The organism is Rossellomorea marisflavi (genome assembly GCF_009806575.1).
Lineage (GTDB): Bacteria > Bacillota > Bacilli > Bacillales > Bacillaceae_B > Rossellomorea > Rossellomorea marisflavi_A.
The window spans coordinates 2444082-2457881 of sequence record NZ_CP047095.1; the positions used below are offsets into that span (position 1 = coordinate 2444082).

Below are 13800 nucleotides of genomic sequence, written 5' to 3' on the forward strand. Positions count from 1 at the left end.
CACCGGCTGTTTCATTTCCTATTCAGTAGAAGACATGCTTTACACTCCACACATCTCCGATCTCAAGTACTCCATGAGAGTAGTACGGGAGCTTGCGTTTATCCGTCGGCGAGCCCGGATTGAACATGGGCACCCCCGCATCCACCCTTACATAGGGGATATGTGAATGGCCGAATACGATAAGGTCGACTTCATCCGGTTCAAATGCAAGGCGCGCACGCTTATCCGTCGTCTTTCCTGTTCCGTCTCCATGAACGACGCCGATGCGGAGGTCCTTTAACGTAATGATCGTTCTATCTGGAAGGATTTGCCTGAGGCTCTCATCATCCACATTCCCCACAACGGCGGTCACCTGTCCGTATTCTTTCAACGCATCATAGTGCTCGATCGTTTGGAAATCGCCTGCGTGAATGATGTGATCTGCCGTTTTGAGGTCCTTCACGAGTGGGGACGGCAAATCCCTCCCTTTTTTCGGAAAATGGGTATCGGCCACGATCACCACTTTCATCATGGGTTGATGCTTTCCGCAATCAGTTTCTCCACTTCTTCCTCGATGACAGTTGGATCGATCCTTTCAAAGAGCGGTCCACCTTCTTGAAGATGAAGGACATCAGATTGTACAGGACCCCACATAGCAATGTCCGACCCCAGCTGCCTGCCGAGCTCTTCTGCTTTTTCAGGAAGAAAAGGGTTCAGGAGTGCGCGTAGGTTGGCAATGATATAAATGAATCCCGTGAGAAGCTCTTTCCCGCGATTCTCATCTTCCTTGACGACCACCCAGGGTTTCGATTCATCGAAGCGTTTGTTGATCCCTCTGATGTAGGCGAAGATGCCATCAAGCGCCTCCCTGGTGGTACCTTCTTCGATGCGCTTTCCGGCCAGATCGAATTGATTTTGCACTTCTTCACGTAATTCTCTTCCGACGGAAGCAAATTCCACCTTTTCTCCGTAGGCTTTACGATAAAACTTCAGCGTGCGCTGCACCAGATTCCCGAATGCTCCGAGAAGCTCTCCGTTGTGGCTATGGATGAACTCCCTCCAGGAGAAATCCGCGTCCCTCTTTTCCGGGGCATTGATCGTGAGGAAATATCGCAGGGAATCGGGTTCATATCGATCCAACAGATCGCGCGCCCACACGGCCCAATTGCCACTGGTGGAGAACTTCTTTTTTTCGAGGGTCAGGTACTCATTGGACACCACGTGATGAGGAAGCGCTTCTACTCCGATCCCTTTCATGACAGCCGGCCAGATGATCGTGTGGAATGGAATATTGTCCTTTCCATGGACGTAATATGTACGGGTGTCCTCTTCCCAGAAACGTTTCCAGTCCTTCCCTGTTTCAACTCCCCATTCCTTGGAAGCACTATAGTATCCGCTCACCGCCTCGATCCACACGTACACCTTCTTATCTTCAAATCCCTGAACCGGAACAGCCACCCCATTTTCAAGGTCACGTGTCACGGCCCGGTCATGAAGACCTTCATTCAAATATCTCTGCGTCAGATTAAGGGCATTTTCACGCCAGTCACCCCCATGGTCCTTTACCCATTCCTCAAGTGCATCCTGAAATTCCGAGAGGGCAAAATAGAGATGGGTCGTCGATTTAATCACCGGTTCGGTCTGACATAGTTTGCACGTTCGATCCTTGAGATCCAAGGGATCCAGGACCGTCGAACAATGATCACACTGATCTCCCCTTGCCTTTGCCCCGCATACCGGACAGATTCCCTCTACGAATCTGTCTGGCAGGAAACGTTGATCCACTTCACAATAGGCCTGTTCGACTTCTTTCTCATACAGCCACCCATTTCGGTGAAGCGTCCGAAAGATTTCCTGCACCGCTTCATGATGGGGCTGCTTGTCTGTTCGCGTATAAAGGTCATAGCTGAATCCGAGGGAATCGAACGTTTCTTTGAATTCTTGGTGGAACCGATCGGCGATTGCCTCCACGGGGACACCTTCCTGGCTCGCCCTGATCCCGATCGGCGTACCGTTGCAGTCACTCCCGGATACGTAGAGGACGTCTTCGCCTTTCATCCTGTAATAGCGTGCGAGGATATCCCCCGGCAGCAGGGCTGCTACATGCCCCAGATGCAGGGAACCATTTGCATACGGCCATGCTCCTCCAATGAATACTGTCATGCTGATCATCTCCTTTTGTTGTAAACAAAAAACCCCCGTCCTGACGCCATAAAGACGTCTAAGGACGAGGGGGATGCTCGTGGTACCACCTTAGTTCGCAGGATGCTCGCGCAAATCCTGCCTTCATGAGTACGAAGCCGATCTGGCCCTTATACTCCGGCGTGTGATAACGGGTGCCTGCCCCGTCCCACCCTACTCCAAAGGTTTCGAATGGAACGCTCCGAGACCATCTTCGGGACCAGTCTGTGCCTGCCCCTTTTCAGCTGCCGGGGCTCTCTTTCAAGACCGAATTGATCCGTACTCTTCTCATCGTCGCGATTAAGTATAGTATGCCACTTTTTTCAAAAAAGGCAAGAGGTTTTATTTCGCCAGCGTTGTGGAAAGAAAAAGGAAAACAGGGAAGGAGCATTCCAACTTGAGCTTACTTCAGAAACAATTCAAAGAACCATCCGGTCCGTTGGGATGGTTGGCAGGAAAAATCATGGAGTTCGATAATCGCAGGATCCACCGGTGGAGCTTGAAACGGTTAGGCATTAAAAACGGAGACAGGGTGCTTGAAATCGGATTCGGGACGGGTTCCTGCATCGAACGGATCGCTGCTTCATACCCTGATGCGTCCGTCGACGGAATCGATATCTCAGAAACGATGGAGGAAACGGCCAGAAAAAAGAATGAGACAGCGATCCAAGAAGGCCGGGTCCGTCTATGGAAGGGAGATATAGGCGATTTCTCCGGTGAGACGGCGTATGATAAGATCTTTGCCATCAACAACTATCCACTTTGGAGCGATCAAGAGAAATCCCTCGCAAGGATCCACTCTCTATTGGATGAAGGTGGCACCCTCCTGATCACCGTTCAGCCAAGGGGTGACGAAGCGAGCGATGAACGGGCAAAAGAGTACGGGCAAGACATTGCTTCTGCCCTTCGTTCAACCGGTTTCAAGGATCTCTCCATCTCCTATAAAAATGGGTCCCCTGCCCTGACCGTCTGTGTGACCTGCAAAAAATAAGGGCCCGGCACCAATACTAAACATCGGGCTTGATTCATTCATCCATCCTCCTTTGACTTCGCCTTTCCTCTGACATTAAAAACCAAGCGCATCCATTCTTTCATACAAGGCGGATGACGCTTGGTTTTTCACATAACAAGTCCCATGTGAAGGAGCACTCTTCTTATGCACGTACTCCTTTGGATGCATCCATCAGTGACTTGATGGCTTCCTCATCCCCTTCCTGAATGAGATCGATGATCCTGCTGCCAACCACGACGCCGTCACAGCTCTGCGACATGCTTTTCACATGATCCGGGCTCGAGATACCGAACCCTGCGAGGACCGGGACCGGGCTGTGTTCCTTCAGCAGATTGAGATGCCTGCTGATGACGCCGTCGAATTCCTTCCGTGCTCCGGTGATTCCTTTGACGGTTACGGCGTACAGGAAACCTTCCGATCTACGTGCCAGCTCCTTGATGCGTTCTTCACTGCTGGTCAGTGTCGCAAGCTGGATGATGGCGATGCCTTGCTCCACAGCATCCGCTTCTATGAGATCAAGATGCTCCAAGGGCAGATCAGGGATGATGAGACCGTCCACTCCCGCTTCCCGGCAGTCACGGAAGAAACGGGAGACGCCATAGCGGAAGATCGGGTTGATATAGGTCATGAATACCAGTGGGATCCCGACTTTAAGTCGATTTTCCTTCAGTACATCCAGTACGTCAGCGAGTGTTGTCCCATGCTTCAACGCCCGCTTTCCAGCTTCCTGGATCGTGGGGCCATCGGCGACCGGATCCGAGAACGGGATCCCGATCTCGACGGCTGTCGCCCCATGCCCCTCCAACCGTTGGAGGGTGGGGATGAGCTCATCCACCCCTCCGTCACCTGCCATGATGTAGGGGATGAACACCTTATTCCCCAGCTCCAGTTCGGTTTTCAGTGCCGTTTCCAAATACTCCTTACCCATGTTGACTACCTCCCAGCATCTCTTGAATTTGATTCACATCTTTATCTCCACGGCCCGATAAGCAGATGACGACGGATTCTTCCGGTTTCATCCCCTTCGCTAGCTCTACAGCATAGGCAACGGCATGGGAGCTTTCCAGTGCCGGAATGATGCCTTCGGTCCTGCACAGAAGCTGGAAGGCATCCAGTGCCTCACCATCGGTCACCGCCGCATAGGTCACCCGTCCCTCATCTTTTAAAAAGCTGTGTTCAGGACCGACACCTGGGTAATCAAGTCCCGCTGAAACCGAATAGGCTTCCTGGATCTGACCGCTATCATCCTGCAGCAGATACATCATGCTGCCGTGCAGGATCCCCACTGACCCCTTCGTCAAAGTTGCTGCATGTTTATCCGTTTTGACACCTGCACCGGCGGCTTCCACACCGTATAATGCCACGTCGTCTTCCACAAACGAGTGGAACATGCCCATGGCATTGCTACCTCCGCCCACGCATGCGACGATTGCATCGGGCAGCCTGTTTTCCTTTAAGAAAAACTGTTTCTTCGTTTCATTTCCGATGACGCTCTGGAAGTCCCTGACCATCTTAGGAAACGGGTGCGGGCCGAGGACGGACCCCATGATGTAATGGGTGTCATCGACATGCGATACCCAGTAGCGAAGGGCTTCATTTACGGCATCCTTCAGGGTCGCGCTCCCCTGTTTGACCCCGACCACTTCTGCTCCGAGTAGTTCCATCCGGAATACATTGAGCTTCTGCCTTCTGATATCCTCTTCCCCCATGAAGATGACGCACTCCAGATTCAGTAGGGCACATACGGTTGCCGTAGCCACACCATGTTGCCCCGCCCCTGTTTCTGCGACGACTTTCTTCTTACCCATCCTGACGGCAAGCAGGGCCTGACCGATTGTATTGTTGATTTTATGTGCACCTGTATGATTCAGATCTTCGCGTTTCAGATAGATCTTCGCACCACCGACTTTGTCTGATAGATTCCTAGCATGATAGAGGGGATTCTCCCGACCCACATAGTCTTTCAGGTAGAGCTGCAGTTCTTCATGGAAGGATGGGTCCTCCATCGCTTCTTCATAAGCGGATTCAAGTTCATTCACCGCCTTCATGAGCGTTTCAGGGACGAATTTACCCCCGTATGGTCCAAATAATCCTCGTTGATCCGGCTGTGCATACATCATTGTATTCCCTCCAATTGTTTGACTGTCTTCATCAGTTCGAAGATTTTTTCCCGGTCTTTTCTTCCGTCCGTTTCTACCCCGCTCGATAAATCTACCATTTCCGGACGGACTTCCCGGATGGCTTCACCTATATTGGATACATTCAATCCTCCAGCAAGGATGATCCGATGCCCTGACCTCTCGATCCCCTTCAGGTAATCCCACTGGAATGTGGTCCCGTTACCACCGCGATGAGGTCCCTTTCCACTGTCTACAAGAACTGGGCATTCGGGATAAAGCCCCACCCGTTTTACATCTGCTTCCTCTTTGATTGATATAGCTTTGATGAACGGAACGGAAAGTGTGCGGCAGAATTCAGGTGTTTCATCTCCATGGAGTTGCACATAGTCAAGGCCAGCCTGTTCAAAGGTGGATTCAAGGTTTTGCTTGGATTCATTGACGAAAACACCGATTTTCATTACACGGTCCGGCAGTGCAGAGCTGATGTCCGCTGCTTCCCGTACCGAAATCCTCCTTTTGCTTTCTGCAAACACGAATCCGATGGCATCGGCTCCGGCTTCCACCGCCCATTGTGCTTCCTCAAGGGTTCTTACTCCGCATATCTTGACCTTCGTCATCCCGACACCTTCTTTACTTGAAAGGAAGCAACAAGTCCGGCAGGGTCCTTACTGCGCATTAAGGTTTCTCCGATGAGGACGGCATCGGCTCCGGCTTCTGCCACTGTCTTACAGTCCTCGATGGCCTTGATTCCACTCTCACTGATCAGTTTCACATCCCGCCCATCCACAAGGGCACTCAATGTTCCCGTCTTATGGATATCCACTTCGAATGTCTTAAGGTTTCGGTTGTTGATCCCGATCACGCTTGCCCCGAGAGCCAGGGCCCTCTGCATTTCGACTTCATCGTGGACTTCCACCAGTACTTCAAGATCTTTTCCCCGGGCATAATCATATAAGTCTTTCATCCGTCGATCATCCAGGGCGGCAGCGATCAGGAGGATGATGGAGGCACCTGCATCTTCCGCTTGATCGATTTGACATTCATCGATCATGAAATCCTTGCACAGGACGGGGATCGAGACTTCCCTGCTCACCGCAGCAAGGTCATCAAAGGTTCCTTTGAAGAATGATTGGTCGGTCAAGACCGAAATGGCCGCAGCCCCTGCACGTTCATAGCTCTTAGCTTGCTCCAAGGGGTCGACATCGGTCCGGATGTCCCCCTTCGACGGGGATGCCCGTTTGATTTCAGCGATGATGTGGAGATGCGCCTCCTGGAGGGAAGAATGGAATGGCTTTTTATTGGCACCAAGATGGTACCTCCTGAATCCTTCCGTCTTCAGCTTTGCGACTTCTTCTTTTTTCTTCTCGATGATTGTTTCCAATATGGTTGTCATGATGGGATGACCTTCTTTCTGCGATTTGCGCTATAGTGGATCATGGATTGGAGAGCGTTCAAGGCGTTTCCGCTCCGGATGCTTTCCCTGGCAAGGTTCACTCCCTCAGAGATGGTCCCTGCCTTGCCGCTTGCAAAAAGCCCGATGCCGGCATTGAAGAGCACGGTGTCAAGATGTGCTCCTTCACGCCCTTCAAGCACGTTCATGAGAATGGCGGCATTTTCAACCGCACTTCCTCCGGTGATTTCCTCATTTCCGTATGAGTTCAGACCCACATCCTCCGCTTTCAGGATCGTGGAAGAAATGCGACCATCTTCAAGGATGGTCAAGTGATTCTCTCCTGCCAACGATGCTTCATCCATATGGCCTGCGCCGTTCAGGACAACGGCTCTTTTCCGCCCGAGCTCCCTCAGCACTTCCGCCATCGTCTCAAGTTTATCTCTCCGGTACACCCCGACCAGCTGCGTATCCAGTTGAACCGGGTTTGTGAGGGGACCGATGAGATTGAAGATGGTCGGAATCTTTATCTCCCGCCTCACCTTCATGACCTTCTTCAGGCTCTTATGGACAAACGGTGCATATAAAAACGCGATATGGTTCCGGTTCAGAAGATCTTCCACCTCTTCCCCGTCAAAATCCAGGGCCACACCCAGACTCTCCAGTACATCTGCACTTCCTGTACGGCTCGTGATGCTTCGATTGCCGTGCTTTGCGATCTTGACACCTGCTCCTGCCAGGACGAACGCGCTGGTGGTGCTGATATTGAAACTCTGTGATTGGTCTCCTCCCGTTCCGCAGTTATCCATGACTCCCTGCTCACGCTTATGGACAGGCATTGCCTGTTCCCTCAGGACTTCCACAAGTGCCGTGATCTCATCTACGGTTTCCCCTTTTATTCTCAACAGGGTCAAAAAGCAGGAGATCTCACTTTCCGTTGTACCTTCCTGAAGCATTTCCCTTACTGCTTCCTTCATCTCTTCTCTCCCCAGTGAATGACCGTCAGATAATTTGTTCAGTACGTGTTTCACGGTGATTCCCCTTTCTCATCTCGTCTATGAAGTGCTTCAATATGTCTTTCCCTGCCAGGGTCCCGATCGATTCGGGATGGAACTGCAGGCCGTAAAGCGGATACCGACTATGCTTGATTGCCATGATTTCCTGATCATCCATGGCTACGGCCAGCGTTTCGAACTGAGGTGGGAGGGTCCCTCTTTTCACCACGAGTGAGTGGTACCTCATCACCTCGAGGGGTTGAGGAAGATAGTGGAACAGGCCTCCCCCCGTATGGCGGATCATCGACGTCTTTCCGTGCTTGATGACTCCTGCCCTCTCTATCTCTGCACCAAAGGCAGCCGCGATGGCCTGATGCCCGAGGCATACACCCAATATCGGCAGACTAGCGTGAAGATTCTGGATAATGTCGATGCACAAACCCGCATCTTCCGGCCTTCCTGGGCCAGGTGAAAGAATGATGGCTTCCGGATCGAGCTCCTGGATTTCATCCAAGCTTGTGTGGTCATTCCGTTTTACCAATACCTCTTCCCCAAGCTCGGTCAAGTATTGATACAGATTATAGGTAAACGAGTCGTAATTATCGATCAATAGGATCATTCCGATACCTCCAACAGGGATTTGGCTTTATTCATCGTTTCCTCGAATTCACTTGCGGGATCTGAATCGTATACAATCCCCGCCCCTGCCTGAACGAAAGCCAATTGGTCCTTCACGACCATCGTCCGGATCGCCAAGGCGAAATCGAGATCACCAGTGAAGCTCATGTACCCGACCGCTCCGGAATAAACGCCCCGTTTCACCGGTTCCAATTCGTTGATGATCTGCATGGCCCGGATCTTCGGGGCACCGCTCACCGTCCCCGCCGGCAAGCAGGCAGCCAGTGCCTGGAGGGGAGAGATCCCTTCCTTCAACCTACCTTTCACTTCTGAAACGATGTGCATCACATATTTGTATCGTTCGACCAACATGTATTTACTCAATCTGATCGATCCAGGATCACAGATCCTCCCAAGATCGTTCCGCCCAAGGTCGACGAGCATGCGATGCTCTGCAATCTCTTTCTCATCACCGAGAAGCTCGGTTTCGAGCCTGCGGTCTTCTTCCACTGTCTCACCGCGCTTTCTCGTCCCCGCGATGGGATTGGTGGTCACCTCAGTACCCTTAACCCTGATCAGACTCTCGGGTGAAGCGCCCAACACCACATATTCCTCAAAGTCTATGAAGAACATATAAGGTGAAGGATTGGATTTCCGGAGGCTCCTGTAAAAGGAAAAGGCATCACCATCGAACCGTGCCTGGAGTCGCTGTGAAAGCACGACCTGGAATACATCTCCCTTCAGGATGGATTCCTTTGCCCTTTCCACCTTCACCATGAACTCCTCTTTGCTCAGCTGGGCCTGAAAGGAAAGCTTCTCGATCTTTTCCTTGCGGGGATCAAGATGAATCATCCTCATCTCGGATTCTACATCCCTTATCCGATTGTCAAGATCTTCTGCATCTTCTGATGTGACGACGATAAATACCTTCTGCTCGACATGATCGAAGACGATGACCTTTTCATAAAACATCAGGTGGATATCCGGCATCTGCAATTGATCATGCGGTATGATCCCGATCTGCTCCATCTGTCTGATCACGTCGTAACCAAGGTAACCGATCCCTCCACCCATGAATGGGAAGCGACTTTTCACTGATTCAACCCGCGGCATCAGTCCGTCAATGATGGAGATCGGATCACCGCTAACATATCTCTTGCCTTGACCGTCTTCCACGATCACATCTGTACCATTCGCCCTGCATTCCATGAAGGGATCGCTGCCGACGAATGAATAGCGCCCTGTTTCTTCGTTTTTGAGTGAGCTTTCAAGCAGGAATTTCTTCTTCCCGCTGATCGTTTGGAATAAGGAGATCGGGGTGAACATATCCCCGTTCAGTTCCTTCACTTTCATCGTTCTCATTCTGCTTCCTCCATTCTTTTCCACAAAAAAAGCCCTCCATGAACAGTTGTTCATAGAGGACGATGCTGACCGCGTTGCCACCTCTGGTTGGGGACAGGTGTCCCCCTCTTATTCGGGTACCGGCTTTACCTGCCTATACCCTATCCCTGTAACGTGGGAAATCCGTATGATCCTACTGCACTGTTCAGATCATCTCTCATAAGTCCATTCCAGACAAGCTGGCTTATCAGGGTCTCACCATCCCTGATTCTCTGTAAAGCATCACTTGAATGTACTCCTCTTATTCAACGATGTAACGTTTTTCAATTTTTTAGAACGAAAAAAGGGCATCTCGCATTCCTCTTCATTAGAAAAGGACGAGATACCCGTGGTGCCACCTTTGTTGACTGCAATTACAGCCCGCTTGACCGCATCGAAGCTCATGCTTGAATGCGTGTACCGGATAACGATCGGACATTCGCCAGAGCCTACCTCGGTCACCCGTTTCGGTCTGGGGGCTCGGAAGTCCATTCCCATCGTTCACCACGCCAGTTCACACCAACCACTAGCTCTCTTGAGTGGATCATCGAAGGTACTCCTCTTCGTCATAGCCATTCGCTCATTTGATTGATTATTATGTTATGCTCTTTAGTTTTAAAAGTCAACCATTTCTTTCAACTTTTCTGTTAAAGACCGTCACGGAAGCTTCAGACCTGTTATGGAACGGCATACATGATACGCACTCACAGACACACCGATTGTGCCCGCTCCAGGGAATACAGAATCACCGCAGAGCCATAAGCCGTCTAGAGGGGTACGGTGTGACACGCTGTGGAAGAGGGCGTTTTCCGTCGTCTGCGGATATCCCCCGACCATGCCGTCGGGTCGTCCCGTGAATCGTTCCCACGCACGGGGGGCACCGGGGTATTGATCTACGATTGATTCACTGAAACCGGGATAAGTCCCTTCGATGACCGAAAGCATCTTGTCATGCAGCTCCCGTTTATACGCATCATACGTTTCTTTCGTCTCCCATTTCGACAGATCTGTGTGGGTCGAGACCGTCATCGTCCTGAACCCGGACGGGGAGCGGAGTCGATCTTTCCGACTCGAGAGGGATAAAAAGAGATGCTCACCTTCGCTCATGCCGCTTCCTGTACAAATTTGCTGAAACAGGGTCAAGCCGTCAGGGAGCTTCCCTTCATCCAGGACAAAATAGAGCGTCATCGTCCCCCAGGATCGATCACTCCGTTTACGTTCCACCACTCGCTGGATCACGTCCCTACTCTCTTCATGCATCAATGGGAGGAGTGCTTCGATTGGTGCTGAAAAGATAACATGACTACCCTCATACTGGTTTCCGCGATGGTCTTCTACCTGCCAGCGATCTTGCTTTTTGCAGATGTTCTCCACTCTTTTCCCGCGTTTCAGTAGAGCTCCCGACACTTCTGCCGAATTTGCGAGCTCTTCTGCCATCCGGTATAAACCTCCATCGACGTAGAAAGCTCCCTGATGATACATGTCAAGGGCGAGGCAGCCAAGAAGGAATGAGCATTCATCAGAAGTTGTCTGCATGCTGTCAATCAGCTGGCCATCAATGAATGTGTGAAAGTCCGGATGCCGGTGCAGACCGAATGATGCAAGGATCCCACCCATTGTCCGATTGATGTAGGGGACCAGCGTCAATGTACCGGGTTGAAGGCTCTTGATCAGGATCGCCCACTCCCCGGGTGTCTTTGGCGGAAGGGACGGTAGGGGGTCCATCAGCTGCCTGATCCTCGATGCGATTTTATACACCAGGGCATAAAAGCGGGCCAAATCAGACGCACAATGGGGAAAGTGGCTTTGTAGATGGGCAACATGTTTATCCCGGTCCCGGTAGAAAACGAGCCTACGACCATGCAGATGCACATTCATCACCTCATCGAGGAGATGGGATTCCGGTGGATTCACCTGTAAATACTCGAAGATCCGCTGATGGATCCCCCCCTCCTCTAAGCCCATGCCCAGTGTGGCACCGACCGGAAAGAGATGCTTGCCCCGCTGGAACTTCCCGGCGCATCCACCCCATTCCCTGGATCCTTCAAGCAGGGTGACCGCATGACCCTGCTTGCTCAGGAGGGCAGCAGCCGTAAGTCCGCTGATGCCTCCTCCGACAATGATGATTTCATTCAATATTCTCACCCCTTACCGCCTGATCGGCTTCATTATCTTCACTCTACCCCACTTTCCTTCACCTATACAAAAAAGGATGGGCTAAGCCCATCCTCCTTCGTGTTGATCCTTCGTGACCAGGGATACGATGATGAATGCAACCAATGAAATCAAGATCGGAAATACCACGGTATTCACGTCCATGAAGTTCGGAAGGTAATGATAAAAGAGAATATACGAAACCAGTCCCGTAACCATGGACGCAAGGGCTCCCTTCCCATTTCCCTTTCTCCAGTAGAGTCCGAGGACGATCGGCCAGATGAAAACGGCTTCCAATCCACCGAACGAAAATAGATTCAACCAGATGATCAGGTCAGGTGGACTCAGTGAAAGGAAAAAGACAAGGACCCCCGTCAGGGCCGTCACCCATAAACTGACTCTCCTGATCTGGGTTTCTTGTGCATCCTTGTTGATGAAATTCATGTACACATCCTTCACGAGGGCAGACGAAACCATCAACAACAGGGCATCGACCGTCGACATGATGGCTGCCATCGGTGCCGCAAGGACAATTCCTGATACCCACGGCGGCAGGACTTCAAGTGTCAGGGTCGGCATCACCTTATCAGCATCTTCAATTCCCGGCAGGACAGATCTTCCCAGCACTCCGGAAAGATGCATCCCGAGCATGACGATTCCGACAACGATCGTCCCGATGATGAGGGCGCGATGCATACTTCTGGAATCTTTGTATCCCATGGCCCTGACAGCCACTTGCGGTAGGCCCACGACCCCCACCCCGACGAGGATCCAGAAGGACGAAATGTATGCAGAGCTGAACTGGCGATCGGGTCCGTTAGGCGTCACGAGACCGGGATCGATCCGTTTCAAATCGTTCATGATCGCTTCCATGCCTCCACCTGCATGAACGATGGCAATCAGAAGGATCAATGTGCCGGCCATCATGACGATCCCCTGAATCGCATCTGTCACAGCAACGGCCCTGAAGCCCCCGACAATCACGTATACGAGCACAGAAACAGCAAAGAAGACAAGAGCAGTACGGTAGGACAGTCCTGTCAGGGATTCAATCAGTCGGGCACCTCCCACCCATTGAGCAATCATCGCAGAAAAAAGGAAAACGATGATGCTGATGGAGGCAAAGATGGTGATCGACTTGCTTCCGTAGCGGCCCTGGAGATAATCGATAAGCGTGACGGCATTGTATTTTCTAGACATAATGGCAAACTTTTTACCTAATACCAGGAGGACAAAATAGCCTGTCACCACCTGGCTCATGGCAAGCAGAACCCACGAGAGTCCATATGTATAGGCGGCGCCGGGTCCTCCGATGAATGTACTCGCACTACCGTACGTGGCCATCATGGACATGGCTAAAATGAAGCCACCCATCTGGCGGCTCCCGAGAAAGTATTCCTGAACAAACGATTCGGCCTTATTCACGCTTTTGGCCGTATACATCCCTACTACAAATATGATGATGAGGAATAGTATAAAGGGTATAAGAGCGATATTACTCACGATCTTCCTCCTCATCAAACGGTATATCCGTCAGCAGATATTTCACCACGAAGGCCACAAGCACTACCATCAGGATGAAACCGCCGATACAGCTGTATACGAACCAGGCAGGCATCCCGAAGATCCACGTATAATCGGAGACGGGCTGACCGCCAAGTCCGTAAGCGAATCCGTACCACCATAGGAAATTGATCAAAACAAGTGCGACCCCGATGAGGGCTTCCTGATTGGCGATGCGGAATCGTCTATCATCATGATGCTTCATGATCAATCCTCCTTAAACAACATCCTTATACAATTTACGACAGCTACTGGATAAATGCAATCACATTGGCTTTGCTTCATGGAGAATCCACCAAAAAAAAGAAGAACAGGACTATGCGGGACCTGTTCTTCCGGGGGTATTCTCGTTTATCAGAGGGGGAACTCTTCAAATGAGAATGATTTTCAATATCATCATTATAATTT

General features: G+C 51.2%; 13 protein-coding genes and 3 other annotated features. Of the genes, 1 reads left to right on the forward strand and 12 read right to left on the reverse strand.

Annotated features, from left to right (window positions below):
- Window positions 1–22 precede the first annotated feature (22 nt).
- Together D5E69_RS12650 and metG are read right to left on the reverse strand one after the other, a co-directional pair.
- Window positions 23–511 (reverse strand): metallophosphoesterase family protein, encoded by a 489-nt coding sequence (locus tag D5E69_RS12650; RefSeq protein WP_231579026.1) that lies wholly within the window; start codon window positions 509–511, stop codon window positions 23–25.
- A complete protein-coding gene (gene metG, locus D5E69_RS12655; RefSeq protein ID WP_048003823.1) occupies window positions 508–2142 on the reverse strand; it encodes a methionine--tRNA ligase in 1635 nt (544 codons plus the stop codon). The genes D5E69_RS12650 and metG overlap by 4 nt, the downstream gene beginning before the upstream one ends.
- Window positions 2143–2199: 57 nt before the next feature.
- Window positions 2200–2464, reverse strand: a binding site (T-box leader).
- A 93-nt stretch (window positions 2465–2557) separates the two neighbouring features.
- Here metG and D5E69_RS12660 point away from each other — a divergent pair.
- Window positions 2558–3151, forward strand: a complete 594-nt coding sequence (locus tag D5E69_RS12660; RefSeq protein WP_048003895.1) for an SAM-dependent methyltransferase — start codon at window positions 2558–2560, stop codon at window positions 3149–3151.
- 163 nt (window positions 3152–3314) lie between these two features.
- Here the strand turns inward: D5E69_RS12660 and trpA are convergent, their stop codons facing one another.
- From trpA to D5E69_RS12710, 10 genes are all read right to left on the reverse strand, one after another.
- A complete protein-coding gene (gene trpA / locus D5E69_RS12665) occupies window positions 3315–4100 on the reverse strand; it encodes a tryptophan synthase subunit alpha (RefSeq protein ID WP_048003824.1) in 786 nt (261 codons plus the stop codon).
- Complete coding sequence (gene trpB, locus D5E69_RS12670) at window positions 4093–5292, reverse strand: tryptophan synthase subunit beta (protein ID WP_048003825.1); 1200 nt, start codon at window positions 5290–5292, stop codon at window positions 4093–4095. Before trpB ends, trpA begins: the two co-directional genes overlap by 8 nt.
- The gene (locus tag D5E69_RS12675) at window positions 5289–5909 is read right to left on the reverse strand and encodes a phosphoribosylanthranilate isomerase (protein ID WP_048003826.1); all 621 of its coding nucleotides are present in this window, start codon (window positions 5907–5909) and stop codon (window positions 5289–5291) included. The genes trpB and D5E69_RS12675 overlap by 4 nt, the downstream gene beginning before the upstream one ends.
- Window positions 5906–6685 (reverse strand): indole-3-glycerol phosphate synthase TrpC, encoded by a 780-nt coding sequence (gene trpC / locus D5E69_RS12680; RefSeq protein ID WP_048003827.1) that lies wholly within the window; start codon window positions 6683–6685, stop codon window positions 5906–5908. The genes D5E69_RS12675 and trpC overlap by 4 nt, the downstream gene beginning before the upstream one ends.
- Window positions 6682–7713: an anthranilate phosphoribosyltransferase gene (gene trpD, locus D5E69_RS12685; protein ID WP_048014394.1), complete on the reverse strand. Its 1032-nt coding sequence runs from the start codon at window positions 7711–7713 to the stop codon at window positions 6682–6684. Before trpD ends, trpC begins: the two co-directional genes overlap by 4 nt.
- A complete protein-coding gene (locus tag D5E69_RS12690) occupies window positions 7685–8296 on the reverse strand; it encodes an anthranilate synthase component II (protein WP_048003829.1) in 612 nt (203 codons plus the stop codon). The genes trpD and D5E69_RS12690 overlap by 29 nt, the downstream gene beginning before the upstream one ends.
- Window positions 8293–9657 (reverse strand): anthranilate synthase component I, encoded by a 1365-nt coding sequence (gene trpE, locus D5E69_RS12695; RefSeq protein ID WP_048003830.1) that lies wholly within the window; start codon window positions 9655–9657, stop codon window positions 8293–8295. Before trpE ends, D5E69_RS12690 begins: the two co-directional genes overlap by 4 nt.
- 52 nt (window positions 9658–9709) lie before the next feature.
- Window positions 9710–9954 (reverse strand) — a binding site (T-box leader).
- Window positions 9955–10006: 52 nt separating this feature from the next.
- Window positions 10007–10254, reverse strand: a binding site (T-box leader).
- A gap of 78 nt (window positions 10255–10332) precedes the next feature.
- Complete coding sequence (locus D5E69_RS12700) at window positions 10333–11820, reverse strand: FAD-dependent oxidoreductase (protein ID WP_231579025.1); 1488 nt, start codon at window positions 11818–11820, stop codon at window positions 10333–10335.
- 72 nt (window positions 11821–11892) lie between these two features.
- Window positions 11893–13332 carry a sodium/pantothenate symporter gene (gene panF / locus D5E69_RS12705; protein WP_048003833.1) on the reverse strand — a complete coding sequence of 480 codons (1440 nt, stop codon included), beginning with the start codon at window positions 13330–13332 and terminating at the stop codon, window positions 11893–11895.
- Entirely contained in the window at window positions 13325–13597 is a 273-nt protein-coding gene (locus D5E69_RS12710; RefSeq protein ID WP_048003834.1) for a YhdT family protein, read from the reverse strand. The genes panF and D5E69_RS12710 overlap by 8 nt, the downstream gene beginning before the upstream one ends.
- Window positions 13598–13800 lie beyond the last annotated feature (203 nt).